This window comes from Stenotrophomonas sp. TWI819 (assembly GCF_039673075.1).
Lineage (GTDB): Bacteria > Pseudomonadota > Gammaproteobacteria > Xanthomonadales > Xanthomonadaceae > Stenotrophomonas > Stenotrophomonas rhizophila_B.
In genome coordinates, this window is record NZ_JBDJKY010000008.1 from 129,013 (window position 1) to 153,648 (window position 24,636).

At 68.2% G+C, this 24,636-nt stretch carries 26 protein-coding genes; 2 read left to right on the forward strand and 24 right to left on the reverse strand.

Features of this window, described 5'->3' with window-relative positions:
- Positions 1-19 precede the first annotated feature (19 nt).
- The 13 genes from ABE463_RS12630 to hisS all read right to left on the reverse strand — a co-directional run bounded on the left by ABE463_RS12630 (position 20) and on the right by hisS (position 12,133).
- Positions 20-1,021, reverse strand: a complete 1,002-nt coding sequence (locus ABE463_RS12630) for a glucokinase (protein ID WP_346468404.1) — start codon at positions 1,019-1,021, stop codon at positions 20-22.
- A 145-nt stretch (positions 1,022-1,166) separates the two neighbouring features.
- Positions 1,167-2,765 carry a calcineurin-like phosphoesterase family protein gene (locus tag ABE463_RS12635; RefSeq protein WP_259261011.1) on the reverse strand — a complete coding sequence of 533 codons (1,599 nt, stop codon included), beginning with the start codon at positions 2,763-2,765 and terminating at the stop codon, positions 1,167-1,169.
- Between the two features lie 93 nt (positions 2,766-2,858).
- The gene (gene hisIE / locus ABE463_RS12640; RefSeq protein WP_346468452.1) at positions 2,859-3,485 is read right to left on the reverse strand and encodes a bifunctional phosphoribosyl-AMP cyclohydrolase/phosphoribosyl-ATP diphosphatase HisIE; all 627 of its coding nucleotides are present in this window, start codon (positions 3,483-3,485) and stop codon (positions 2,859-2,861) included.
- Between the two features lies 1 nt (position 3,486).
- A complete protein-coding gene (hisF, locus tag ABE463_RS12645) occupies positions 3,487-4,263 on the reverse strand; it encodes an imidazole glycerol phosphate synthase subunit HisF (RefSeq protein ID WP_121036649.1) in 777 nt (258 codons plus the stop codon).
- On the reverse strand, positions 4,257-4,991 hold the full coding sequence (gene hisA / locus ABE463_RS12650; protein ID WP_259261012.1) for a 1-(5-phosphoribosyl)-5-[(5-phosphoribosylamino)methylideneamino]imidazole-4-carboxamide isomerase: 735 nt from the start codon (positions 4,989-4,991) through the stop codon (positions 4,257-4,259). Before hisA ends, hisF begins: the two co-directional genes overlap by 7 nt.
- A complete protein-coding gene (gene hisH / locus ABE463_RS12655) occupies positions 4,988-5,590 on the reverse strand; it encodes an imidazole glycerol phosphate synthase subunit HisH (protein WP_123729116.1) in 603 nt (200 codons plus the stop codon). Before hisH ends, hisA begins: the two co-directional genes overlap by 4 nt.
- Positions 5,587-6,660, reverse strand: coding sequence for a bifunctional histidinol-phosphatase/imidazoleglycerol-phosphate dehydratase HisB (gene hisB / locus ABE463_RS12660; RefSeq protein WP_346468405.1), 1,074 nt, complete (start codon positions 6,658-6,660; stop codon positions 5,587-5,589). The genes hisH and hisB overlap by 4 nt, the downstream gene beginning before the upstream one ends.
- A complete protein-coding gene (gene hisC / locus ABE463_RS12665; protein ID WP_346468406.1) occupies positions 6,657-7,745 on the reverse strand; it encodes a histidinol-phosphate transaminase in 1,089 nt (362 codons plus the stop codon). The genes hisB and hisC overlap by 4 nt, the downstream gene beginning before the upstream one ends.
- Positions 7,742-9,037: a histidinol dehydrogenase gene (gene hisD / locus ABE463_RS12670; protein WP_346468407.1), complete on the reverse strand. Its 1,296-nt coding sequence runs from the start codon at positions 9,035-9,037 to the stop codon at positions 7,742-7,744. The genes hisC and hisD overlap by 4 nt, the downstream gene beginning before the upstream one ends.
- Positions 9,034-9,945: an ATP phosphoribosyltransferase gene (hisG, locus tag ABE463_RS12675; protein WP_346468408.1), complete on the reverse strand. Its 912-nt coding sequence runs from the start codon at positions 9,943-9,945 to the stop codon at positions 9,034-9,036. Before hisG ends, hisD begins: the two co-directional genes overlap by 4 nt.
- A gap of 11 nt (positions 9,946-9,956) precedes the next feature.
- A complete protein-coding gene (locus ABE463_RS12680; RefSeq protein WP_259261016.1) occupies positions 9,957-10,277 on the reverse strand; it encodes a YerC/YecD family TrpR-related protein in 321 nt (106 codons plus the stop codon).
- Positions 10,278-10,445: 168 nt separating this feature from the next.
- Positions 10,446-10,712, reverse strand: a complete 267-nt coding sequence (locus ABE463_RS12685; protein ID WP_346468409.1) for a hypothetical protein — start codon at positions 10,710-10,712, stop codon at positions 10,446-10,448.
- 23 nt (positions 10,713-10,735) lie between these two features.
- A complete protein-coding gene (gene hisS / locus ABE463_RS12690) occupies positions 10,736-12,133 on the reverse strand; it encodes a histidine--tRNA ligase (RefSeq protein WP_259261018.1) in 1,398 nt (465 codons plus the stop codon).
- Positions 12,134-12,274: 141 nt separating this feature from the next.
- Here hisS and ABE463_RS12695 point away from each other — a divergent pair, with 141 nt between their 5' ends.
- Positions 12,275-13,036, forward strand: a complete 762-nt coding sequence (locus ABE463_RS12695; RefSeq protein WP_346468410.1) for a helix-turn-helix domain-containing protein — start codon at positions 12,275-12,277, stop codon at positions 13,034-13,036.
- 7 nt (positions 13,037-13,043) lie between these two features.
- On the opposite strand, the gene thrC is transcribed toward ABE463_RS12695, so the two are convergent.
- The 5 genes from thrC to ABE463_RS12720 form a co-directional block, all read right to left on the reverse strand.
- Positions 13,044-14,336, reverse strand: coding sequence for a threonine synthase (gene thrC, locus ABE463_RS12700; protein WP_346468411.1), 1,293 nt, complete (start codon positions 14,334-14,336; stop codon positions 13,044-13,046).
- 31 nt (positions 14,337-14,367) lie between these two features.
- Positions 14,368-15,285: a homoserine kinase gene (locus ABE463_RS12705; protein ID WP_346468412.1), complete on the reverse strand. Its 918-nt coding sequence runs from the start codon at positions 15,283-15,285 to the stop codon at positions 14,368-14,370.
- Positions 15,286-15,296: 11 nt separating this feature from the next.
- A complete protein-coding gene (thrA, locus tag ABE463_RS12710; RefSeq protein ID WP_346468413.1) occupies positions 15,297-17,819 on the reverse strand; it encodes a bifunctional aspartate kinase/homoserine dehydrogenase I in 2,523 nt (840 codons plus the stop codon).
- A 347-nt stretch (positions 17,820-18,166) separates the two neighbouring features.
- Entirely contained in the window at positions 18,167-19,114 is a 948-nt protein-coding gene (locus tag ABE463_RS12715; RefSeq protein ID WP_346468414.1) for a DMT family transporter, read from the reverse strand.
- A 67-nt stretch (positions 19,115-19,181) separates the two neighbouring features.
- Positions 19,182-19,871, reverse strand: a complete 690-nt coding sequence (locus ABE463_RS12720; protein ID WP_346468415.1) for an AraC family transcriptional regulator — start codon at positions 19,869-19,871, stop codon at positions 19,182-19,184.
- A 110-nt stretch (positions 19,872-19,981) separates the two neighbouring features.
- On the opposite strand from ABE463_RS12720, the gene ABE463_RS12725 reads away from it, so the two are divergent.
- Entirely contained in the window at positions 19,982-20,449 is a 468-nt protein-coding gene (locus tag ABE463_RS12725; protein ID WP_346468416.1) for a GNAT family N-acetyltransferase, read from the forward strand.
- Between the two features lie 54 nt (positions 20,450-20,503).
- Here ABE463_RS12725 and ABE463_RS12730 read toward each other — a convergent pair whose 3' ends face one another.
- From ABE463_RS12730 to ABE463_RS12755, 6 genes are all read right to left on the reverse strand, one after another.
- A complete protein-coding gene (locus tag ABE463_RS12730) occupies positions 20,504-20,791 on the reverse strand; it encodes a hypothetical protein (protein ID WP_046272599.1) in 288 nt (95 codons plus the stop codon).
- Between the two features lie 200 nt (positions 20,792-20,991).
- Entirely contained in the window at positions 20,992-21,441 is a 450-nt protein-coding gene (locus tag ABE463_RS12735; protein ID WP_019183020.1) for a PA2169 family four-helix-bundle protein, read from the reverse strand.
- Between the two features lie 178 nt (positions 21,442-21,619).
- Positions 21,620-22,333 carry a glycosyltransferase gene (locus ABE463_RS12740; RefSeq protein ID WP_346468417.1) on the reverse strand — a complete coding sequence of 238 codons (714 nt, stop codon included), beginning with the start codon at positions 22,331-22,333 and terminating at the stop codon, positions 21,620-21,622.
- Positions 22,330-22,917 carry a class I SAM-dependent methyltransferase gene (locus tag ABE463_RS12745; RefSeq protein ID WP_346468418.1) on the reverse strand — a complete coding sequence of 196 codons (588 nt, stop codon included), beginning with the start codon at positions 22,915-22,917 and terminating at the stop codon, positions 22,330-22,332. Before ABE463_RS12745 ends, ABE463_RS12740 begins: the two co-directional genes overlap by 4 nt.
- Complete coding sequence (locus tag ABE463_RS12750) at positions 22,914-23,663, reverse strand: PIG-L family deacetylase (protein WP_346468419.1); 750 nt, start codon at positions 23,661-23,663, stop codon at positions 22,914-22,916. Before ABE463_RS12750 ends, ABE463_RS12745 begins: the two co-directional genes overlap by 4 nt.
- Complete coding sequence (locus tag ABE463_RS12755) at positions 23,660-24,607, reverse strand: acyl-CoA dehydrogenase (RefSeq protein ID WP_346468420.1); 948 nt, start codon at positions 24,605-24,607, stop codon at positions 23,660-23,662. The genes ABE463_RS12750 and ABE463_RS12755 overlap by 4 nt, the downstream gene beginning before the upstream one ends.
- Positions 24,608-24,636 lie beyond the last annotated feature (29 nt).

Genomic DNA, 24,636 nt, shown 5'->3' on the forward strand with positions numbered 1-24,636 from the left:
AGAATCAACAACGAAGGAACTACGCAGCGGACCGGCGCTGCTCCACATGCCAGACCGCTGCACCAAGCACGCCGAGCTCACCATGGTCCACGCGCCAGATCGGCACCTGGCGCAGCACGTCGCGCATCACCCCCTTGGCCAGGAAGCGCTCGCGGAAGCGGCCGTCGCGCAGGAAGCGGTCCACGCGCGTGGAGATGCCGCCGGCCAGATAGACCGAGCGCGCGCCGAAGGTCGTGGCCAGATCGCCGGCCAGACTGCCAAGCCAGGCACAGAACACGTCCAGCGTCTCGACCGCCACCGGATCGCCGCCCTCATGCGCGGCCGCGATCAAGGCTTCGGTGCTGGTCCAGCGCGGCGTGACGCCACGGATGTCGCACAGGCAGGGATAGAGGTTCATCAGGCCGCCGCCGGACAGCACGCGCTCGTTGTCCACGTGCTCCCAGCGCTGCAGCAGGCGTGACAGCACGTCCAGCTCCAAGGGGTTGCAGGCGGTCAACGCCGCATGGCCGGCTTCGCTGGCCAGCACCGGCCGCTCGCCACCTTCAAAGCGCAGGGCCGCTCCCAGGCCGGTGCCCGGGCCCAGCACCAGCGCCGGCCAGCGCGGGGTAGCATCGGCGTCCCCGTTGAGGGCCACCAGCGTGTCCGGCGCAACATGCGGAATCGCATAGGCGACCGCTTCGAAATCGTTGATCAGCGCCAGCGACGCCAGACCAGAATCATGACGGGTCCGCGCCACCGACACCGGCCACGGCAGGTTGGTGTTCACCAGATGATCGCCATCCAGCAGGCCGGCGATCGCGACCACCGCCGTGACCGGCGGCGCAGGCAGCGTGCTCACGAAATCGGCCACAATCGCGGCAAGGCTGACATGGTCGGCGCAGGCGTAACGGCGCAGGCCATGCAACGTCGGCGCGGTGCCGGCGCGCACGGTGGCCAGGGCAACGCGGGCGAAGGTACCGCCCACATCCGCCACGATCAGCGTTTCTTTCTCAGTATCCCGGTGGGCCGCAATGGGCGACATCTCAGGTTGGGCCGGAACCGGTACCGCTGCGCTCACTCGCTTGCCTTGATTGAATCAATTGAATCCCGGCGATTCTCAGGCATCACCGGGGGATTGCAAAGCCGCGCCCGCCATACAGTGGCGTACTGAAGGGCGCGCAGGCAGATCAGGGCTTGGCGGTCTGCAGGCGGTAGCTGGTGCTGGCCGTGGCGGTCGGGCCATCGCCCTGCACGGCACGCACCTCCACCTTGTGCTCGCCTACCGGCAGGTTGGTCGGCAGCGCGCCGCGCCACAGGTGCGGCGACGGCGTGGCTTCCGGCGAGCGGTCGAAACCGCGCAGGCGCTCGGCAGTGTCATCGGCGACGTTCTCCTGCAGCAGGCGCGGATCGGGTTGTTCGACGCGCTTCATCGGCTGCCAGGCGCCATCGTCCACGCGGTACTCCACCAACGAATCGGCCTGGCCCATGAACACGTTGGCGTATACGCCCCAGGCCGGATACGCGCCCTGGCGAAGCACCTTCGGCGCATGCAGGGCGATCTGGTAGTCGTCCGGCGCGCGCGCCACATAGTAGCGCAGGCCGTAGTCACCACCGGGCTTGACCGACAGCACCGCATAGCCGTTCGGGGTGCCATCGCTCATGGTCGCATCGGGAATGCCGTTGCTGTCCTTCACCCCCGACCAGAACGCCCCGCACGCCGCGCCCACGTTGTACTCGTGCAGCGGCTTGCTGCCCTGCCAGCCTTCGGCCGCACCGTGGTAGTAGTGCTGCTGGGTGTGGCTGTGGCCGCTGAGCACCAGCACGTTCGGGAACTCCTTGAGCAGCGCGAACAGGCGCGCGCGATCCGCATGACGGAACGTCTCCCGGCCCGGTGCAGCATCGAACAGCGGAATGTGCATGCCGAGCACGATCAAGCGATCACGCTGCAGGCCCTTCAGGTAGTTGGCCAGGAAGGTGAACTGGTCCGCGCGCAGGCCGCCGACGTAGCTCGGCTTGGCCTTGGGATCGTAGACCACGTCATCGAGGAACACGAAGCTCGCCCCGCCCTCTTCCACCGCATAGGTATCCGGGCCGTACACGGCGCGCCAGCTGTCCAGCGAGTGCGCGTCGTTGCCGGCGTCCATGTCCAGATCGTGGTTGCCCGGCACATGGAACCATGGCACCTGCAGCTGCGCGGTGACCTTGTTGATGTCCGGGTACAGGCTCAGGTCGTCGTTGACGATATCGCCCAGGGTAGTGCCCAGCCGCGCCGGGTGCTTGCCGATGATCGGCTCGACGATGGCGCGCTGGTAATAACCGATGTCCTGGCGGCTGGCGGTCTGCGAGTCACTGAACACCAGCATCTCGAAACCGTTGCGTGCCGCATCGGTGCCCTTGGCCGGTTCCAGCGCGAAATCCCAGTTGCGGGTGGCGCCGCCGGTGGCGCGGATGCCGTCGTACTTCAGCTTGGGCGAACCCTGCGGCGCGTAGTGGCGCCAGTAGGAAGGCAGCCCGTTGGCGGCGGCCGGGAAGCGGTACTCGTCCGGCTTGATCACGAACACGGTCTGGCCCTCGCGCACCGGCAGGCTGTAGCTGCCATCGGCGGCGGTGCGCACGATCGTTTCCCCGTTGGAGACCTGCACACCGGCCAGGCCGGGATCGGTCGGGCCGCGCCCGGGCTTGCCGTCGCGCTCCTGATACACCTTGCCGGTGACGGTCGTTTCAGCAGCCCAGGCAGGCGAAGTCATCAACAGCAGGCAAGCCAGCCAGGCGGCAGTACGGGTCATCGGGGGCGGTCCGGTCGAGGGTGGGGAAGTGTAGAGCCGCACATCATCGCCTGCACCGCGTTTCACCGACGTTAAACGATGTGCGGCCCGCGCTTACCCCGTGTGGCGAGCCGCCAGCACCGCGACCGCATCATCCAGCGACAGCCCACGCGCACGCAGCAGCACGGTCAGATGAAACAGCAGATCGGCCGACTCGCCCAGGAGCGCGTCATCGTCCTGCACCACCCCTGCCAGCGCGGTCTCCACGCCCTCCTCGCCCACTTTCTGCGCGATGCGGCGGATGTCGCCGTCGAACAGCGACGTGGTGTAGCTGCCGGCCGGGCGCTGCTGTTCGCGCTCGCGCACCACGGTATCCAGCCGGCCCAGGAAGTTGCCCGGTGCCAGCGGGAAGCAGCTCTCGCTGCCGGTGTGGCAGGTCGGCCCGGCCGGGCGCGCACTCACCAGCAGCGTGTCGTTGTCGCAGTCGATCCGCACGGCGGTCACCGCCAGCACGTTGCCGGAGGATTCGCCCTTGGTCCACAGCCGCTGCTTGCTGCGGCTGAAGAAGGTCATGTGGCCCGTGGCCAGCGTCTGCTCCAGCGACGCCGCATTGGCATAGCCGAGCATCAGCACGCGCAACGTGTCGGTGTCCTGCACCACCGCCGGCAACAGGCCATCGCCCTTGCCCCAGTCCAGCTGCGCCAGCGCCTCGCGCGACGGCTGCACGTCAATGGAATTCACCTCAATAGACATCTCGAACCTCGATCTGCTGCTCGCGCAGGAACTGCTTGAGCGCGGGAATGGCAATGGCGCCACTGTGGAACACGCTGGCGGCCAGCGCACCGTCAACATCGGCCTGGTCGAACACATCGGCGAAGTGCTGCATCTCGCCAGCGCCGCCGGAGGCGATCAGTGGCACCTGGCACAGCGCACGCGCCTGGCGCAGCTGCGCCACATCGTAGCCGCGGCGCACGCCATCGCTGTCCATGCAGTTGAGCACGATCTCCCCGGCACCCCGGCGCTGTGCCTCCACCACCCAGTCCAAGGTACGGACCGCCACCGCCTGGGTCTTGTCCGGATCGCCGCTGAAGCGGCGCACCCGCCATTGTCCGTCCGCCTCGCGCACCGAGTCGATACCGACCACCACGCACTGGACGCCGAAGGCATCGGCCAGTTCCTCGATCAGTTCGGGCCGTCCGAGAGCCGGCGAGTTGATCGAGATCTTGTCGGCGCCGGCATGCAGCACGCGCCGTGCGGTCTCCACATCGCTGATCCCGCCGGCCACGCAGAACGGAATGTCGATCAGGCGCGCAATGCGCTCGATCCAGGCCACGTCCACCGCGCGCCCTTCCGGGCTGGCGCCGATGTCGTAGAACACGAGTTCATCCGCGCCCTGGTCGCGGTAGCGCATCGCCAGTTCGGCGATATCGCCCATGTCCACGTGATCGCGGAAGCGCACGCCCTTGACCACGCGACCATCGCGCACATCCAGGCACGGAATCAGGCGGCGGCTCAACATGCCAGCGCTCCTTCCAGGGTCATGCGCCCTTCCAGCAATGCCTTGCCGAGGATCGCGCCACCACAGCCAACGGCCTTGGCCTGCGCGACATCGTCGGCATCGCGCACGCCACCGGAGGCCTGCACCGCCACGCCTGGAAGCAGCGCGGCCAAGTGCTGGTAGAGAGCGATGTTCGGCCCGGAGAGCATGCCGTCGCGCGCGATATCCGTGCACAGCAGGTGCTGCATGCCGGCCTCGGCGTAGCGCTGGGCCAGCACATCCAAGGTGTCCTCGGCGGTCTCGGTCCAGCCATGCACCGGCAACAGCCAGCGGCCATCCTCGGCCTGGCGCGCGTCCAGCGCGATGGTCAGCCGGTCCGGACCGAACTCGCGCAGCCAGCCGATCACGGTGTCGGGCTCACGGACCGAAACCGAGCCCACCACCACGCGGGTGGCACCGGCATCGAGGATGCGCGCGACGTCATCGCGCGAGCGCACACCGCCGCCGGTCTGCACCTTCAGGCCGGTCTGCGATGCGATCGAGGACAGCAGCGGTGCCAGCGTGTAGCCACCGGCGCGGGCCGCATCCAGATCCACCAAGTGCATCCAGCTCGCGCCCGCCGCGGCAAAGGCCTGCGCGCGCGGCAGTGGGTCATCGCCGTAGGTGGTCTGCTGCGCGTAGTCCCCCTGCAGCAGCCGCACCACGCGGCCTTCGCGGATATCCAGGGCGGGATAGACGATGAAACTCATGTCGGTTCGTTCTCGATGAAATTGCGCAGGATGCGCGCGCCGGTATCGGCCGAGCGCTCCGGGTGGAACTGGGCGCCACTGTGCCGGCCGCGCTGCACGACGGCCGCGAACAGCCCGCCGTGATCGCAGGCCGCGACCGTGTCTTCGCCCAGGGGCGCGGCGTAGCTGTGGACGAAATACGCGCTGGCCCGCGCCGGCACGCCGGCCAGCAGCGCTGACTCGCGCAGGGGCAACAGCCGGTTCCAGCCCATGTGCGGCACACGGATGCCGGTGGCAGGACGCAGGTGGCGCACGACCCCGGGCAACAGGCCCAGGCATTCGACGTGGCCTTCCTCGGAGCCGTCGAACAGCAGCTGCATGCCCAGGCAGATCCCGAGCAGCGGCACCTGCAGCTCGCGCAGCGGCTGCACCAGACCCTGCGCATGCAGACGCGCCATGCCGTGCGGGGCCGCACCAACGCCGGGCAGGATCACCCGCGAGACACCTTCCAGGCCCTGCGCATCGCGCACCAGCCGCACCTGCACGCCCAGCCGTTCCAGCGCATAGCGGACCGAGCCGAGGTTGGCCCCACCCGCATCGATCAGCGCAACCTCGGTCACAGCGCCCCCTTGGTGCTCGGCAACGCCGTGCCTTGGCGTGGCAAGGCCTGGCGCAGCGCGCGCGCCAGCGCCTTGAAGCAGGCCTCGACCTTGTGGTGGTCGTTGTCGCCGCGCACGCTCAGGTGCAGGTTCAACCCGGCCGCATCGCACAGCGAACGGAAGAAGTGCGGCACCAGCTCGGTCGGCATGTCGCCAACCCGCTCGCGCTTGAACTCGCCTTCAAAGACGAAATACGGGCGGCCACTGAAATCCAGCGCGGCACTGGCCAGGGTTTCATCCATCGGCAGGGTGAAGCCGTAGCGACCGATGCCGCGCTTGTCGCCGAGCGCCTCGCGCAGCGCCTGGCCCAGCGCCAGACCGGTATCTTCAATGGTGTGGTGCTCGTCGATGTGCAGGTCGCCCTCGGCCTGCACGCTCAGCGCGAAGCCGCCGTGCTTGCCGATCTGCTCCAGCATGTGATCGAAGAACGGCAGCCCGGTGTGGGTCTGCGGCTCGGCGGTGCGATCCAGATCGACCTCGACCCGGATCTTCGTTTCCTTGGTGTTGCGCTGCACGGTGGCGCGGCGCGGCGCATCGGCCAGCTCATGCGCGATCGAGGTCCAGTCCCAGTCGCCGCCGAACTGCTCGGTGCGCAGCTGGAAGCCACGGATCTTCATGTTCTCGGCGAACTGGATATCGGTCAGGCGGTCACCCACCATCGCCGAGCGCGACCAGTCGATGCTGCGGTCCTGCAGATACGGCAGCATCAGGCCGATACCCGGCTTGCGGGTCGGTGCGTTGTCCTGCGGCCAGGTGCCGTCGATCAGGACGTCACGGAAGGTGATGCCCTGGCTGGCGAAGATCTGCAGCATCAGGTCGTTGGGGCCATCGAAGCTGGCCTGCGGATAGCCTTCGGTGCCCAGGCCATCCTGGTTGCTGACGATCACGAACTGATAGCCCGCATCGCGCAGCGTGAGCATCGCCGGGATCACATCGCGCACGAAGCGCAGCTTCTCGTAGGCGTCGATCTGAAAATCGGCGGGCTCTTCGATGAGGGTGCCGTCGCGGTCGACGAACAGAATCGGGGTCATGCGGCAGCCCTCCGGGCCATCAGGGCGGCGAGTACGCGGTCGTTCTGGTCCGGGCTGCCGATGGTGATGCGCAGTGCATCGCCCAGTTGCGGCGCGGCACGCTGGTCACGCACCACCACACCGGCGGCGAGCAACGCATCGAACGCGCCCTGCGCGTCGGCAAAGCGGGCCAGCAGGTAGTTGCCCTGCGAGGGATAGACACGCACCACGCCGGGAAGCGCGACCAGGCCGGACTGCAGGCGGGTACGTTCGGCCTTGATCTTCGCGATGCGCTGGGTGGTGATGGCCAGGCTCTCGGCGCCGAGACCGGCCAACGCCAGCTCGGCACAGGGCGCGGGTACCGGGTACGGCGCCTGGCAGCGGCGCAGCACCTGGATCAGGGCAGCATCGGCGATCAGGCTGCCAATGCGCGCGGCCGCCAGCGCATGTGCCTTGGACAGCGTGCGCAACACCGCGATGTTTTCGTAACGGCTCAACAGCGTGGTCGCGGACGGCTGCTCGGCATACTCCCCGTATGCCTCATCCACCACCACCAGCGCCCTGCCCTGCAACGCGATGGCCACCCGCTCGATCTCGGCCAACGGGATCACGCTGCCCGCCGGATTGGACGGCGAGCACAGGAACACCAGCTTGGTGTTACCACCCAGCGCCGCGGCGATCACCGCATCGATATCGGCGACCAGCGCATCGCCCTGATCGACCAGGGGCACCTCGATCAGCGGCGCGTTCTGCAGGCGAGCGCAGACGGCATACATGCCGAACACCGGTGGCGTGGTCACCACTGCATCGCGGCCCGGCTCGCACAGCGCGCGCACCAGCAGATCGATGGCCTCGTCGCTGCCACGGCCGATCAGCAGTTGTTCGGACGAGCAGCCGTACAGCTCGGCCAGCCGATCACGCAACGCCGCCGGCTGCGGGTCGGGATAGCGCCGCGCGCCGCCCGCGGCGTCGGCCGGATTGGCCCACGCCGACTCATTCGCGTTGAGCCAGACATCCCCGACCAGCGCACTGCTGCGCGCCGAGGAATACCCGGCAAACGCCTGCAGGTCGGCACGCACCAGGGACAGGAGGGAGCCAGTGCTCATGCGGCCGCCTCCATGCGCAGGGTCACCGCGTTCTCGTGGGCATCCAGGCCTTCGGCGCGTGCCAGCACACGGGCACACTCGCCGATCGCCGCGATGCCGGCGGCGGTGGCCGACTGCACGCTGATCAGGTTCTGGAAGCTGGCGACGCTGACGCCGCTGTAGGCACGCGCGGCACCGGCAGTAGGCAGCACATGGTTGGTGCCACTGCAGTAATCGCCCAGCGCTTCGGGGGTGTAATCCCCAAGGAACACCGAACCGGCGGCCTCAACGTTCTCCAACCAGGCGCGCGGCTCGCGCAGCGCCAGGATCAAGTGCTCCGGGGCATACCGGTTGCTGATCGCGAAGGCGTCGTCCAGCGACTCGACCAGGATCAAACGCGAGGACGCCAGCGCCTGCGCCGCGATTTCCGCGCGCGACAGCTGCGCCAGCTGCGCTTCCACCGCAGCCTCGACCCGGTCCACCATCGCCGCGTCGTCGGTCAGCAGCAGCACCTGCGAATCCGGGCCGTGCTCGGCCTGCGAGAGCAGATCGGCGGCGACGAATGCCGGAGTGGCACCGGCATCGGCAATCACCAGCACTTCGGACGGCCCGGCAGGCATGTCGATCGCTGCGGCACCGTCCTGGGCAACCTGTTGCTTGGCTTCGGTCACGTAACTATTGCCCGGGCCATAAAGCTTGTCGCAGGCGGGAACGCTGTCAGTGCCATAGGCCATCGCCGCGATCGCCTGCGCGCCGCCCAGCTTGAACACGCGGTGCACGCCGGTCAGGCGTGCGGCCACCAGCACCGCAGGATCGGCGCTGCCGTCCTTGCGTGGCGGCGTGCACAACACGACTTCCCGGCAGCCGGCCAGCTGTGCGGGCACGCCCAGCATCAGCGCGGTGGACGGCAACGGCGCGCTGCCGGCCGGCACATACAGACCCACCCGACCGATCGGCCGCACCACGCGCTCGCAACGCACGCCGGGCGCGGTCTCGACCGCATAGCCCTGGCTCATGCCGGCCTGGTGGAAGGTACGGATACGTGCGGCGGCATCGATCATCGCCTGGCGCAGTTCGGCCGAGACGGCCTGCTCGGCGGCGGCGAACTCCGCCTCGCTGACCTCGAAGGTCTCCGGTGCCACCCCGTCGAAACGCAGGGTGATCTCGCGCAGTGCGGCATCACCGCCCTCGCGCACCGCTGCGATCAGCGCGGCGACGGACTCACGGGTACGCGCCGCCACGGCCTGCACCGGGCGCTGCAGCGCCTGCGCCTGGGCGCCGGCATCCAATTGGGACCACGTCAAACGATTCATGCCAGCGACCGCTCCACACTCAGCACCATCAATCCCTGCGCACCCGCGCGCTCCAGGTCCTCCAACCGCTGCCAGGTCAACGCACCGTGGCACATGGTCTGCAAACGCAGGTGGCCGCCGTCATCGGGCAGCTGCACCAGCGGATCGGCATCGGGCAGCAGGCGGGTCAACTCGGAGACGCGGTCCAGCGTGGCGCGGAACATCAGCAGCTTGCTGTCCTGCACCTTCACCACGCCATCAAGACGACGCAGCAGCATGGCCATCAGACCGGCGCGGGCATCATCGGGTGTACGGACCGGGCCGGCCAGCACCGCTTCGCTTTCCAGCAGGGTTTCGACCGGCTTGAGCTGGTTGGCGGCCAGGGTGGCGCCGCTGGAGACCAGATCGCAGATCAGATCGGCCGTGCCCAGGCGGGGGGCGATTTCGACCGAGCCGGACAGCTCGACCACCTGGGCATCCACGCCGCGCTCGGCCAACCAGTCGGCCAGGATCGCGGGGTAGCTGGTGGCGATGCGCTTGCCGGCCAGCTGCTCCACGCCGGTCCATTCCCACTCCTCCGGCACCGCCAGCATCAGCCGGCACTGGCCGAAGTTGAGCCCGCGCAGCGCCTGGTAGGCATCCGGCAGGCCGATCCGGCGGCGGGCGGCACCCTGTTCGTCGAGCTCGTTGCGGCCGACGATGCCGAAGTCGCACACGCCATCGGCGATCAGGCCGGGGATATCGTCGTCGCGGACCAGCAGCAGATCCACCGGCAGCGATTCGCCGTAGCAGAACAGCTTGTCGCGGCTCTGCCGCCAGCTCAGCCCGCAGGCGGTCAACAGGCTGCGGGCGGGCTCGGCCAGCCGCCCGTTCTTCTGGATGGCGATACGCAGCCGGTCACGTGCCGGGGCGGTCTGGGTTGCACTCATGGGGGAGGTCTCTACTCGGATTCGGGGGAGGTCGGCGTGGCGGCGATGGCGGCGGCGTAACCGCCGTGGCCGTGGTCCAGCGAGCGCGCCACGCGCCCGGTGGTGGTCACGCTGACCCCGGTCAACTCATGGATCTCGCGATACGGAACGCTTTGCTGCAGCAGCGGCACGACCTTCCAGCGGTCGGACAGCGCTTCCAGCTCGGCGGGGGTGCACAGATCGCGCAGGAACGCGGTCACCGCGACCGGATCGGACAGGGCAGCAAAGGCACGCGCCAGCGAGGCCAGATCGGCCTGGGCGTCTTTCTCGCGGGGGACGGGACGTAGTTTCATCGTATCAATGTAATAGCGTGCTATTACATTAGCGCAACTGAAGGCCTACGGTCAAACCGCCGCCGCAGGCGGACTGGGCCTGTTCAGGGTCTGGAAACGCGCAACGCCCGCATTGGCGGGCGTTGTGATGCGTATCCACAAGGAGGCGTGCCAACCCACGGTCGGCACCTACCGGCAGCGGACCTCGGCACGCAGTGCGCCCCTGCGCAGGCATTCGCCGAGCAGGCTGCCCTGGCGACTGGGGAACGACTCCACGGCCTCCAGGGGTCCGGCACCGCCGGGACACTGGTTCCCGGCCAGCGCGCGCAGGTCGTGCTCAAGCTGTTCCCGATCAATCACATGGCAGCGATCGACCGAGAGCTGGTAGTGCCCCGGGCCGATCCGCTGGCTGCGCAGCGCCGGATCACTCTGGCAGGCGGCGAGCAGGAGCACCATCAGCGCTCCTGCCCCAAGCCGCTTCATGCCATGGCCTTGGCCTGCTCCAGCTCGACCTGCAGCGCGCTGGCCAGCTCGTCGCGGGCAACCTCGAACTGCTGCTCGCGCAGCAGATCCTTGACCGCCACCACGCCACGCGCCAGCTCATCTTCACCAGCCAGCACGACGAAACGGATGCCGGCCTTGGCCGCGTACTGGAACTGCTTGCCGATCTTCTTCGGCTCCATCTGCACTTCGGCGTTGATGCCGCCCACGCGCAGGCGACGGGCGATATCCAGCGACTCGGGCAGGCCGTTGTCATCCATCAGGGCCACCAGCGCATGCACGCTGCTGTCCTCGATACCGGCGATCAGGCCGGCTTCGCGCAGCTGCCAGAACAGGCGGGTCAGGCCGATGGAGATGCCCACGCCCGGCAGCTTGGACTTGCTGTAGTGGCTGGCCAGGTCTTCATAACGGCCGCCCGAGCAGATCGAGCCGATCTGCGGGTGGTCGGTCAGCGTGGTCTCGTAGACGGTGCCGGTGTAGTAATCCAGGCCGCGTGCGATCGAGAAGTTCAGGCAGTACGCGGTTTCCGGCACGCCCAGTGCCTTGACCAGCTGCAGCACTTCGCGCAGCTCGGCCACGCCCTGCTTGAGCGTCTCGCTGGCGGCGCCGTCGACCAGCAGCGCATCCAGCTGCGCCAGTGCATCGGCATGGCTGCTCGAACGCACCGCCACGAAGGCCAGGATGCGCTCGACCTGCTCGGCCGGAATGGCAAAGCCCTCGCCCACCAGCGTCTCGCGCACGTAATCGGCGCCACGCTTGTCCAGCTTGTCCACTTCGCGCAGCACGGCCAGCTGGCGCTCGCCATCGGCCACGCCCAGGCTTTCGAAGAACCCGCGCATCAGCTTGCGGTTGTTGAGCTGCACCGAGAAATCACCGATGCGCAGTTCGGCGAACACCGCGTGGATGACCGCCAGCACTTCGGCGTCATAGCGGGTGCTCAGCGCGTCCTTGCCGATCACATCGATGTCGCACTGGTAGAACTCGCGGAAACGGCCCCGCTGGGCACGCTCACCGCGGTACACACGCTGCATCTGGTAACGGCGGAACGGGAAGGTCAGGTCGTGTTCGTGCTCGGCGACGTAGCGCGCCAGCGGCACGGTCAGATCGAAGCGCAGCGCCAGCTCGGGCAGCGCTTTCTCTTCGGCTTCGGCGGCATTCGCCAGCGCGCCGGTGGACTGCACGAAATACACCTGGCGCTCGGTCTCGCCACCGGATTTGGTCAGCAGCACATCGGACAGCTCGAACACCGGGGTTTCCACCGGCAGGAACCCGAACCGCTCGTAGTTGCGGCGGATGACGTCCAGCATGCGCTGGAACGCGATCTGCTCACGCGGCAGCAATTCCATGATGCCGGGCGGCGTACGGGGCTTGATCACTTGCGGAACTCCTGCGGAAACGGGGGGATGAGCGAGCGGCATATTCTAGCCGCTGCCAGCGCAACGAGCCGCATCCGGGCAGCGGGACCGGGCCAATGGCGGCATGACGTATCATAGGCAGGTCCCGCTTGCTGACCTGACATGACCCGGCCCCACTCCGGTACCGCGCTTTCCGCTGTTGAAGACCCCGCCGCCCCCGGTTGCTCGCCCCTGCGCGACTGCCTGCATTGCTCGGTACGGCATCTGGCGGTCTGCTCGGCACTGTCGCCGGATGAAGTGCAGGCGCTGGAACGCGTCACCGTGTCCCAGGCACTGCCGCTGGGGTCCACCCTGGCCCGTGCCGGTGAGCCACGCCAACATGTCTATACGATTACCGCCGGTGCACTGCGCCTGGTCCGCACGCTGGCCGATGGCCGTCGCCAGATCAGCGGCTTCGTGCTGCCTGGCGACTTCATGGGCTTGAGCGGCAGCGATCACCACCGCTACGACATCGAGGCCATCGCCGACAGCCGGGTCTGCCGCGTGGCGCTGCCGCAGATGAAGGACCTGCGCTCGCGCTTCCCGCATCTGGAGCGCAAGCTGCTGCAGCGCGCCTGCCAGGAGCTGGATGCCGCACAGGATGCCGCGATGGCGCTGGGCCGGCTGCAGCCGGCCGAGAAGGTCGCCGATTTCCTGCTGCGGCTGGCCGCGCGTGAAGCGCTGCTCGGTGAGCCGGGGCTGCGCGTGACCCTGCCGATGGGCCGCGGTGACATCGCCGACCATCTCGGCCTGACCATGGAAACCGTCAGCCGCACCTTCACCAAGCTGCGCCAGCAGGGCCTGATCGCCCTGCCCCATCTGAATACCGTCGAGATCCTGGACGAAGCCGGCCTGCAGAAGCTCTCGGCCGACGAGTCGTACTGACCCCGCCTCACCCGCGCAACAGCACCTCACGCAGCGCCCCATACGCCGGTGCACAGGCTTCGGCCTGCGCGGGCCGCTCCAGCAGCGCGGCCAAGGCCGGCGGCACGTCCAGCGCCTGCCCGATCAGCGGTTCCACCACCGACTCGAACTTGGCCGGGTGCGCCGTCGCCGCGACTGCCCAGTGCCCCTGTGCACCCGCGGCGCGCAGGTGCTCCAGGCGCGCCACCGCCGTCGCCGTATGCGGACAGAACACCTCTCCATGCAGATCATGGCGCCGCTTGATCAGTTCGCGGATGGCCGCGTCATCGATCGCCTCCGCGCTGAACGCAGCGCGCAGTGCCACATCGTCGTCGTTGTAAAGCCAGCGCAGCCGCTCGAAGTTGCTCGGTGCGCCCACGTCCATCGCATTGGCGATGGTGGCGACGCTGGTCTGTGCCTGGTAGGCCTCGCCGTGGAAGTAGCGCGGCAGCACGTCGTTGGCATTGGTCGCCAGCGCAATCTGCCCCAATGGCAGGCCCATCGCCCGCGCCAGGATCGCCGCCATCGCATTGCCGAGGTTGCCGGTCGGGATCACCAGGTTGAGCACGTGCCCGGTCTGTGCCTGATGGACCAGCGCGGCGTGTGCGTAGTAGCTCATCTGCGGCAGCCAGCGGCCCAGGCTGATGCTGTTGGCCGAGCTCAGCGGCACCGCCTCCTGCAGCTCGCGATCGCCCAGCGCCCGCTTCACCATCGCCTGGCAATCATCGAACGACCCGGCGACGCGCAGTGTGTGGATGTTGTCGCCGAAGCACCCCAGCTGATGCGCCTGACGCGGCGAGACGCGGCCGTCCGGGTACAACACCACCACCCGGATTCCCGGCTGCCGGTGGAAGGCCGCGGCGACGGCCGCGCCGGTGTCGCCGGAGGTGGCGACCACGATCGTCAGCGGACGCTCCCGGCCTTCCTGAAGACGGGCCAGACACGCTGCGAGGAAGCGCGCACCGAAGTCCTTGAACGCAGCCGTCGGCCCATGGAACAGCTCCAGCACATGGTCATCGGCGGTCGCCAGGGGGCGCAGTGGCGCATCGACGTTGAAGGCCTGCTCGCAGAGTTCAGGTAGCACCTGCTCCAGGGCATCGTCATGGAAATACGGTGCCAGCACGGCTGCAGCCGTCTGCGCGAAAGAACCCTGCGCCGACCAGTGCTGAAGACGCGGGCGGTGTTCGGGAACATACAGGCCGCCATCCGGGGCAAGACCCGCGGCAAGCGCCTGGCTGAGCGAGGTGGCGGGAGCAGCGTGACGCGTGGAAACGAACTTCATCGGACATCCCAAAGTAGAAAGAGTGGACGCGTCACAGCAAGCGCGCGGCGGGGGCATTCAAGGGCGACACCCAAGCCTGGCTGTCGAAGCCGGCCTCGGCAAATGCCTGTTGCACGGCCGCCTGCGCGGCAAGGGCCGCATCACGCTGCTCGAACCAGGCAAACACGCTCGGCCCTGCGCCGGAAATACTGGCGCCCATCGCCCCGCCCGCCAGCGCCGCATCGCGCGCGGCGGCGAACCCGGTGATCAGACCGGCACGGCGCGGCTCGACCAGCACATCACGCAGCCCGGCACGGATCAGCGAGGCATCGCCGGTGTAGCAGCCACTGAGCACCAGCGCCAGATTCGCGCTCTGCGCGACGAACTCGCCCAACGCGTAATGCCCCTGCAGCGCGGCGCGCGCGCGGCGGGTCTCCAGCACCGCCTCGGGATGCACCAGCAAGCTGTGCCACGCGGCGGGCACCGGCACCGGCACCAAGCGATCCGCTGTGCTCAGTACGAGGCCGCCCAGCAGCATCGGCCCGAGGTTGTCGCCATGGCGGCCACCGCTGGCCACCGCCTCGCCGGTCAACGCGAACGGATACAGCGCCTCGCGCGACAATGGCTGCGGCAACAGCGCATTGGCCGCGACCAGCGCCGCCACGCACGACGCGGCCGAACCGCCCATGCCCGAGCCCAGCGCGATGCCCTTGTCGATCTCCACCTCAAAGCCGAACGGCAGATCCAGCGCGGTATGCAGCGCGATCAACGCCGCGCCGGCCGTGTTGTCCTCGGCCACCAACGGCAGGTCCACCGTGGTGCCTCGGATCGCCCGGATCTGCACCACGCGCGCTTCAATGCGCCGCACCGTCACGGTATCGCCAACGCCCTCGATGGCGTGCCCAAGGATGTCGAACCCGACCCCCACGTTGCCGACCGAGGCCGGTGCGAACGCGCGTGCCTCCGTCATGCTGCCCACACTCACAAACGTGCTCCTTCACCCACCGCCACGCGCAGCACATCGGCGAACACACCGGCGGCGGTCACCTCCGGCCCCGCGCCCGGTCCCTGCACCACCAGCGGGTTGTCGCAGTAGCGACGCGTAGTGAACTGCACGACGTTGTCGGTCAGGCGCAGGTTCGCGAAGGCATGCCCGACCGGCAGCGCAACCAGGCCGACTTCAGCACCGTCCGGCGTGAGGCGCGCCACATAGCGCAGCACGGCGCCGTCAGCTTTGGCGACTGCCAAACGCTCGGCGAACACCGCATCGATCTGCGGCAGGCCGGCCATGAAATCGTCCACGCTGGCCTGGCGCAGGGCTTCAGGCACCAGGCTCTCCACGCGCACCTGCTCCAGGCTGAGCTCCCGGCCCGCCTCACGCGCCAGGATCACCAGCTTGCGCGCGACATCCACGCCGGAGAGATCATCGCGCGGGTCCGGTTCGGTATAGCCCATGCCACGCGCCTGGCTGACCAGCTCGGAGAACGGCACCTGGCCGTCGTACTTGTTGAACAGCCACGCCAGCGTGCCGGAGAAGATGCCGTCGATCGCCAGCACCTCATCGCCGGTATCGACCAGGTCGCGCAGCGTGGTGATCACCGGCAAGCCGGCACCGACCGTGGCTTCATAGCGGAATCGCGCACCACTGCCAGCCGCTGCCTCGCGGATCGCGTGATAGCGCTCCAGCGGACCGGCACCGGCCTGTTTGTTCGGGGTGACCACATGGATGCCTGCGGCCAGCCAGCCGGCATAGCGGTCGGCCACGTCGGCACTGCCGCTGCAATCGATGATCAGCGCGTGCGGCAGATGGGCGGAGAGCAGATGTTCGGTGAACGCCTCCAGATCACTCGGCTGCGCCGGGCCGGACAGCGCCGCGCGCCAGTCACCCTTCAGGCCGCGCTCGTCCAGCACCATGCGCGTGCGCGAGGCGACCGCGCGCAGACGCAGATCCACATTGGCGCGGCCGAGCAGCTGCACCTGGGCCGCCTGAAGCTGATCGAGCAGCGCCGCACCCACATTGCCCGGGCCGATCACACCGACCGAGAACGTCTGCGGCGACAGCCAGAACCCGGCATGTGCCGCGCGCAGGGCCTTGGTCGCATGACGGCTGTCCACCGCCACCGAGATGTTGCGCTCCGACGAGCCCTGCGCGATCGCCAGGATGTTCACCTGCGCGCGGCCCAGCGACTCGAACAGGCGCGCGGCCACGCCGGGCTGGCCGGCCATGCCATCGCCCACGGCGGCCAGCACGCTCACGTTGTCGGTCAACTGCACACGCTGCACCTGGCCCAGGCTCAACTCATGCGCGAACGCCTGCAGCAGCGATTCACGCGCCCGCACGGCCTCGGCCTGCTTCACCACGCAGCAGATCGAGTGCTCGGACGAGCCCTGCGAGATCATCACCACCGACACATGCGCATTGCGCAGCGCCGCGAACACCCGCTCGGCCGTGCCGGGCACGCCGATCAGGCCGGTGCCTTCCAGGTTGATCACGGCCAGATCCGGGCTCAGGGTCAGGCCCTTGATCGGCCCCGAAACGGTGCGCTCGGCGGTGATGCGCGTACCCGGATGGTCCGGATGGAAGGTGTTGCGGATGATGATCGGCAGGCCGCGCTCGATCGCCGGCGACATCGTCTGCGGGTGCACCACTTTGGCGCCGAAATAGGCCAACTCGCAGGCTTCGTCGTAGCTCAGCGCTTCCAGCTGGACCGCCTCGGGCACCACCCGCGGGTCGGCCGAGAGTACGCCGTCCACGTCGGTCCAGATGTGCAGCTCATCGGCGTTGAACAACGCGGCGAAGATCGCGCCGGAGTAGTCGCTGCCGTTGCGGCCCAGCGTGGTGATGCGGTCCTGGCGATCGCGGGCGACAAAACCCGTTGCCACGATGCGCGATTGCGGATGCTGCAGGCGCCACTGGGCCAGACGCTCGGCGCTGCGCACCCAGTCCACGTCCACGCCCAGTTCGCCGCGCTCGATCACCAGCACATCGCGCGCGTCCAGCACCGCGCAGTCTTCGCCCAGCGTCTGCAGGTACTTGCCCAGCAACTGAGCCGAGTACACCTCCCCCATGCCCTGCACGCGATCCAGCACTTCGGTGGGCAGGCCGCCGATCACCGCCAGCGCACCCAGTACCTCGGCCAACTGGTCGAAGCGCTGGTCCAGCCACTCCACCGTTGCCCCGGCGTGTTCGCCCAACAAGGCAACCGCCGCACCGCGGTGGCGTGCCCGCAACGCGTGCCACTGCTCGCGCCAGGCCGAGCCATCTTCCGCCGCCAACGTGGCCACGCCGATCAGCGCATCGGTGACGCCCTTCATGGCCGAGACCACGGTGACCTGCATCGCTTCCTCGCGCGCCAGCAGCAACTGCGCGACATGGCGATAACGCTCGGCATCGGCCACCGAGGTGCCGCCGAACTTGTGGACCACGGTGGTCACGCCGGCCCGCGCGGCGACGGAGACGGCGGGCTGGGCGGAGGGTGGAGCGGAAGCGGCGACAGAAGACATGCTGACCTCGATGGGAGGCCCCGCGTCACATCAGGTTTGAGAGTTTCCCCCGCCACCTGATCTGGGTGCGGGGCCGTGGTTTTCGGAAATTACGCGAAGACGACGGGCCGCACCGGGCGAGTGGTGGCGGTGGTAATGATGGTGGTACCGGTCGACACGGCCTGGCCCCCCGCGGAGGCGGGAAGGAGCAGGCTGACGTGGGCGGCGGGGGTGACCATGGGCCAAGAAAACTACGCTACCGCCCTGCTTGTCAAGTGCTGCGCTGCAAAAGATGGCGGCACGTAAACCGCTGCGATCGTCGGTCAAAAAGTTGCGAATGACACCATCCAGACAGCACAACGCCTGCCCTACCCCACATGCTCGGCCACCGCCGCGGGCGGCCGATGCGCGTGCGCGCACATCAGCACGCCCGACACCAGGCAGACGATGGCAACCGTCTCCATCAGCGTCGGCCAGCGCTGCTGCCAGGCAAAGCCGTACAACAGCGCGAACAGCGTTTCGAAAACAATCATCTGGCCGGTCAGGGTCAGCGGCAGGTTGCGGCTGGCCCGGTTCCAGCACGCGTTGCCGAGCACCGAGGCGACCACCGCCACACCCGCACTGATCAGCCAGAAATTGAGCCACTCGCCCGGCGGATGCACGGTCGCACTGGTCAGGAACGCACTCGGCACCAGTACGAGGGCGAGCGCTCCGGTGGTGATGCCGGTCAGCAGCGACCAGTCATGGCCGGACAGATCCGGGCGGCGTGCCAGCCAGCGGCTGTTGCCGATGGAATACACCGCCCAGGACAACAGTGCACCGACCGCGCACAGCAGCCCGAGCAAGCGGCGCCCGGCCGAGCCCTGCGCGTGTTCGGCCATCAAGGCTTCATAGCCCACCAACGCCACGCCGAGCAGGCACAGCAGCAGCGCCGGGGCCAGGCGTCGCAGTGGCACCGCCCCTTCCTCGCGTACACCCGCCAGGGTCACCACGACCGGGATCAACCCCACGATCAGCGAGGCGGCCGCACCACCGGCCCACTGCACCGCATTGGCCAGCAGCAGGAAGTACACCAGGTTGCCGGCCAGGCTCAGCCACAACAGGCCACGCCACTCAGGCCAGCCGAGCCGATCCTTGAGCTGGCGCCAGCGCGGTGCCAGCAGCACGACAGCAATCAGGCCGTAGACCAGATAGCGCCCCGCCGAGAGCTGCACCGCAGTGAAGCTGTGCAGCATCGCCGGGGCCAGGAACACCACGCCCCATAGCGCGCCGGCGGCAACGCCGTTGGCGATGCCCACTCCCATCGATCGTTTCATTGCGGCTCACGCGGTATGCATTGGCCGCGCAGTGTAGAAGCCGCGCACCGCGACGTCTTGACCGAGGCTACTGCCTGCGGAAGGCCTGCGGGGTCAACCCGGTTTCCCGGCGCAGGGCTCGAGTCAGCGCACTGTGCTCGGAGTACCCTGCATCGAGGGCGATCGTGGCGATGCTGTCGGTGCTGGTGAGCAGCCGGTGCTTGGCCCAGCGCAACCGGCAGGCACTCAGCCAGGCCTGCGGTGGCACCCCGAATTCCTGGACGAAGGCCGCGTGCAGGCGACTGCCGCTGATGCCGACCAGTGCCGCCATGCGGGCCACGTTCCAGTCCGCCCCCGGATTGGCTGACAGCCGGGTGCACAGTGCATGCAGGCGTGCCGCGCTGCCGGCAGGTGCGTATTGCTGAAGCAGGGTCGCCAGCAGATCGTCACTGCCGCGCGCGGGCGCACCGGCCAGGCGCTGGCGCAACCCCTTCGGCAATGCCAGCCAGCGTTGGCGACGCAGATGTTCGAGGGTGAGGTCATCAATCACGCCCGCCGGGCAATCGACGATCAACATCAGATGATCGCCATCGCCGGTCTGGGCATGTCCTTCGCCGGGCGCGACGAAGGCACCCTGCAGCACATCCAGGCGGCCGCCCACTGCGTCGAGCTCGACATCCAGATCGCCGCGCAGCGGCAGGATCCATTGCGCAAAGTCATGCCGGTCCACATCGCTGGACGTTCCGTAACACCGCAGGTGGCAGGCGCTGGCGTGCATGCCGATAGTCTGCGCGCAGGGCGAAGGGCGCTGCAAGCTGCGCATCCGCGTACCATGGCAGCCGACCCGTACAACATGGAGCGTTCGCCGTGGCCTGCAGCATCGTCCCCTTGAGTGATCGCCCCGACCTGTTGCCGGTCATCGCCGCATGGTATTTCCAGGAATGGGGCAGCCATGTTGCTGGACTCACCCTGCTGGACGAGCAGCAACGGTTGGAGATCTTCCTCCAGGACGATGAGCTGCCCCTGCTGCTTGTGGCACTGGAGGGCGAGGTCCCCGTCGCTGCCGCGCAGCTCAAATTCCATGAGCGCACGGAGCGCCCCGAACGCCTGCATTGGCTGGGGGGCGTCTATGTCCACCCGGACCATCGCGGCCGCGGCTTGGCCGAGACGGTCATTGCGGAACTACTGGCGCGCGGCAAGGCCCTTGGCGTGCGGGACATCTACCTGCAGACCGAAGCCGATGATGGCGGCCTGTATCGCCGCCTGGGTTGGGCACCGCTGGAATCGCTGCAGCATGCCGCGGGCATGCCGGTCCGGATCATGGTCCGCAGCGTGGCCGCCGACCGCGTCGACTGAACACGCGGTCGCAGGGCGTTGGATCGAGAATGAATGCGATGCCGTTGAACGACGTCAGCGGAAGCGCACCGGCTGCGGCGCCGGGCGGTCGGCCAGCGATCCCAGCGTAAAGGTGTAGCCAGCCTCTTCCAGCAGCTTGCGCATGCGCAGTTCCGCACGCTTGGGATAGGCCAGCGAAGTCGGTGCGTGCAGCGCGTAGGAGGTGGACTTGCCGGGCAGCGTTTCGCGCGTCACCGAGGACTGATTGGTCTCGCACGCGTTGGCCCACAGGTCCATCAGCACCTTCGGGCCGATGGATTGATTGTTGCTGAGACGAAGCGTCAGCCAACGCATGTGTTCCATGTCAAATCCAAGCGGCTCTTTGTCCCGAGTATGCACCAAATCCCCGGTGACCGTTCGCTGCCGTCTGGATGCGATTCCGCCTAGCGCTTGCCCCGTACAAACGAACAGCCCCGGCGGGGCCGGGGCTGTTCTGTGTACCGCTTCAGGGAGCAAGGCGGTGGCGACCGTGGGGAATCGCCGCCGCCTCGCAGGTCTGAAACTCAGTGCTTCATGGCGTGCTTGCGGTCGCGCATCACGGCATGGCATTCCTGCACCTGCGGCAGCAGACGCTGGACTTCCTGGCGCGCGGCCGGCGAGGTGTCGGCGTCGGTCAGGGTGTCCTTGAACGCCTTCAGCAGGCGATCTTCGGATTCTTCCAGCTCGGCCACGTAGCCGTACTGCTTGTCGCCCAGGGTGGCGCGCACTTTGCCGTAGAACTGCTGCATGGAACCGACGAAGGTGCCATGGTCGGCCGGCTTGCCACCGGCGGCGACAACGGTGGCGCTCAGCGAGCGGACGATCTCATTCTTGACACCGGCGATACGGGTGAAGAGCGCCGCCAACTCGGCATCTTCGACCTTGCCTGCGGCCTCGGTGTAGAACTCCTGGCCATCGCGGGCGATTTCGATCAGGTCGTTCAAGTTATGCGCGGTCTTCGATTCGGTATTCACTGCGATGTACTCCTGTTGGTCCGGTTTGACCCGTGTGTTGTTGTCGGGGTGAGTCGACTTTTCCGCATCGGCCATGAAGTCGGCGTGACACTCAAATCCCAGTGTTCAGCGACCTCAACGCGCTGCGCGATAGATGTGTACGGCGCGTCGTCGAGGTGCGAAATGCGTGTTACTTCCTTCAGCGCGCCAGCAACGAATTGGGGACGATGTCGCTCACCACATCGTCCGCCACGAAGCCCACACGCTGTTCCAGGCGGCGCAGGAAGTCACTGAAACCATGCGGTGCACGCGCGTGCCGGCGTGCGCTGGTCATCACGCGTGGACTGGCGAGCCGGGCCACCTGCATGCCGGCCCCGTGCATCGCCTGGATGAGCGCGACGTCCTCACCCGTGACCAGCGGCGCGAAGCCGCCGGACTGCCGATACGCCACCGCGCTGAAGCCCATGTTCGCACCGTGTACGTGCGGGTGCCCGTCCACCGCATGCTCGCCCTGCAGGAACTGCTCGCGCACGGCCTGCGGGTAGTCCAACCAGTCGCCCACCGCCACCACGCCACAAAAAGCGCTCGCACCACACTGCAGCTGGCGCGCAAGCCAATCCGGCGGGACCACGCTGTCTGCGTCGGTGCAGCCGATCCAGCGCGCACCCAGCGCCAACGCGCGCTCACTCGCTGCCGCACGCGCGACACCCACACACCCGGCGTCAACGCTGACCATCTCTACGCCCATGCGCTGGCAGATCCAGGCCGTCGCATCACTGCAGCGATCCAGCGCCACCACGATCACCACGGGCTCATCGCGCAGGGCCGGATGCAGCGCCGCCACCTGCAGCGACTGAAGGCAGGCCGCGATCAGCTGTTCTTCGTTGTGCGCGGGAAGGGTCACGGCGATCATCGCAGGCCCTCGCGCTCGGCCACCGAGGTGGTCTCGGCCGACCAACCTTCCAGCAGCATGTCCTCGTCGCGGTACGAGAACAGGCGTGGCAGGCTGTCATCAAACTGCGCGTGTACGAACGCGGCGCTGCAGCGCGCCTGCTCGAACGGCACGCGCCAATGGCAGGCGATCACTACGCCCTGCGGCGTGAGCGATTGGACCACCTGCGCCGCCAGCTGACGCATATCGTCTTGTGAGAGGTAGTAACCCATTTCTCCGAGCACGATCAGATCGAACGCGCCTGCTGGCCAGTCCTGTGGATGACGGGCCTGCTCGATGGAGACGTGCGCGTGGCGTCGGGTGATCGCGCGCGCCGCGGCGACGGCGCCTTCGCTCAGATCAGTGGCGAGCAAGTGATCGCAGCGCTCGGCCAAGGCCGCTGTCAGCACACCGTTGGAACAGCCCAACTCCCAGCCACGGGCAACGCGCTCGCGCGGCAGACTGGCCAGGGTGAGCGCACGCTTGCGCTGCTCATACCAGCGGGTGCGGTACTGGAAGGGATCCTCTTCCTCGTACAGCGCATTGAAATAGGCGACATCGCTCATCCGATCACTACCTCGTAGTTGCGTTCGAACCGCTGCAGCACATCGGCAGGCAGGATGGGCTCGCACTCCAAGCCCTCCACCGCACCGGTCTGGGTCACGAATCGCTGGATCGCATCGCGCTTGCTGCCCACCAGCTCGTCATCCAGCGCATAGCGTGTGGCCGACGCCCAGACCGTCGCTGCCGCCGCGGGATCCAGCCAATGCCAGCCCCACACGGGGTATTCCTTCACTGCGGCGCCGCGTGCGGTGCAGGCCTGCACGCAGGCACGCGCGACCGCTTCATGGTCCGGATGCCCGTCTAAGCGCCACGGTGCCAACACCAGATCATCTGGCTGCAGCAGGCTCACCAACTGCTCGCCAATCCATGCCTCGCTGGCTGTCACCGCGCCATCGCCGATGTGCCAGGCGATCCGCGCTGCACTCGCCAAGCCCAGGCAACGCAGCGCCTCGTCCAGCTCAGCGGCACGGGCCACGCGCAGCCGCTCGGGCAACCACGCAGGGTGATCGGGATAGCAGGCCTCGCCGTCCGTCACCGAGATCACCGTGACGGGCAGCCCCGCCTGGTGCGCAAGCGCCATCAGGCCACCGCAGGCCAGCACTTCATCGTCGGGATGCGGCGACACCACCACCAGCCGTCGTGCATCGCCGAACAGCGTTGCAGGGGACGCGAGCGGCAGTGTCTGCAACCACGGCGATGCCGCCCACTGCGCTTCGGTCACGCCGCCGCCTTCAATCTGACGATTCACAGTGTCCACGTACGCCCCTCGCGGTGCATCAGGTTGCCAAGATGCTGCCAATCGCGGTCCGCGTGGCTCTGGCGGATGAAGACCGTCAGGTCGGCCCAGCGCAGCGCGTGTGCCGGGTCCATGCACATGGGGCCTGGCCCAAGCGCCCTGCCCACCCGATCCAGCGTCAGGGTGGCGGCGCGCTCCACGGCGCTGCGCGCCCGCACGATCTCGCGCTGATGGGGTTCGTCGGGCTGCGCATCGATCAGCGCGGCCAACTCGCGCAGCAGGGATGCGCACGGCGACAGCGCCAGGTCAATCTCACCGAGCAGGCCGGATGCCGGCCCCGGCTCATCGGCACGCGCGCTGCGCAGCAGCGGCTCGGCCAAGGCACTGGCCCCGCCAAACCAACAGGCCGCGATGCCCGCGCCGCCATGCCAGAAACCGGGGCGCTGCAGATAGGCGTCGCCCGCACCGATTTCGACGGCCGGCACCTGATCGAAGCGTGCCGTGCCACTCGGAACCCGCCCCATGCCCGTCGCCTGCCACGTCTGCGGCAGGAAACTCACGCTGGCGCGGCGCACCGGCACCAGGAACAGCCGCGAGCGGTCGTCGTCGCGCACCGTCACCAGCGCATGGTCAACCCAGCTGGCGCCGGAGCACCACGGCTTGTCACCGGAGAGCGTGCCGCTGGCCCGATCGAAGCGCAGAGTTGCTGCCGGCCCTTCGGCTGCCCATACCGCACCCAGCCGATCACTGTCCGGCATCGCGGCGCCAAGTTCTTCCAGGATTGCCTGCGCGTCGTAATGTGCTTCCAGCACCTTGGCCAGGCACAGATCGCGCGCGGCCATGTGCGCCAGCGCCTGCCAGCGCAGCAACGTATCCCCGCTGCCGGGGCTCGGCAACGAGGGTTGGTGTTCGATCCACGCGCGGGCCTGCGCCTGCAGGTCGTCACCATTGGTCACCGGATGTTGATGTGCAACCGGGGGTGCAG

Coding starts and splice junctions, on each gene's coding strand:
- ABE463_RS12740 (WP_346468417.1), bottom strand. CDS start 22,333: ATGATCGCCGTGACCCTTCCCGCGCACAACGAAGAACAGCTGATCGCG.
- ABE463_RS12635 (WP_259261011.1), bottom strand. CDS start 2,765: ATGACCCGTACTGCCGCCTGGCTGGCTTGCCTGCTGTTGATGACTTCG.
- ABE463_RS12745 (WP_346468418.1), bottom strand. CDS start 22,917: ATGAGCGATGTCGCCTATTTCAATGCGCTGTACGAGGAAGAGGATCCC.
- ABE463_RS12695 (WP_346468410.1), top strand. CDS start 12,275: ATGACCCGGCCCCACTCCGGTACCGCGCTTTCCGCTGTTGAAGACCCC.
- ABE463_RS12705 (WP_346468412.1), bottom strand. CDS start 15,285: ATGACGGAGGCACGCGCGTTCGCACCGGCCTCGGTCGGCAACGTGGGG.
- hisF (WP_121036649.1), bottom strand. CDS start 4,263: ATGTTGAGCCGCCGCCTGATTCCGTGCCTGGATGTGCGCGATGGTCGC.
- ABE463_RS12680 (WP_259261016.1), bottom strand. CDS start 10,277: ATGAAACTACGTCCCGTCCCCCGCGAGAAAGACGCCCAGGCCGATCTG.
- thrC (WP_346468411.1), bottom strand. CDS start 14,336: ATGAAGTTCGTTTCCACGCGTCACGCTGCTCCCGCCACCTCGCTCAGC.
- ABE463_RS12630 (WP_346468404.1), bottom strand. CDS start 1,021: ATGTCGCCCATTGCGGCCCACCGGGATACTGAGAAAGAAACGCTGATC.
- ABE463_RS12715 (WP_346468414.1), bottom strand. CDS start 19,114: ATGAAACGATCGATGGGAGTGGGCATCGCCAACGGCGTTGCCGCCGGC.
- hisG (WP_346468408.1), bottom strand. CDS start 9,945: ATGAGTGCAACCCAGACCGCCCCGGCACGTGACCGGCTGCGTATCGCC.
- ABE463_RS12720 (WP_346468415.1), bottom strand. CDS start 19,871: ATGCACGCCAGCGCCTGCCACCTGCGGTGTTACGGAACGTCCAGCGAT.
- hisA (WP_259261012.1), bottom strand. CDS start 4,991: ATGAGTTTCATCGTCTATCCCGCCCTGGATATCCGCGAAGGCCGCGTG.
- thrA (WP_346468413.1), bottom strand. CDS start 17,819: ATGTCTTCTGTCGCCGCTTCCGCTCCACCCTCCGCCCAGCCCGCCGTC.
- hisB (WP_346468405.1), bottom strand. CDS start 6,660: ATGACCCCGATTCTGTTCGTCGACCGCGACGGCACCCTCATCGAAGAG.
- ABE463_RS12685 (WP_346468409.1), bottom strand. CDS start 10,712: ATGGTGCTCCTGCTCGCCGCCTGCCAGAGTGATCCGGCGCTGCGCAGC.
- ABE463_RS12730 (WP_046272599.1), bottom strand. CDS start 20,791: ATGGAACACATGCGTTGGCTGACGCTTCGTCTCAGCAACAATCAATCC.
- hisC (WP_346468406.1), bottom strand. CDS start 7,745: ATGAGCACTGGCTCCCTCCTGTCCCTGGTGCGTGCCGACCTGCAGGCG.
- hisD (WP_346468407.1), bottom strand. CDS start 9,037: ATGAATCGTTTGACGTGGTCCCAATTGGATGCCGGCGCCCAGGCGCAG.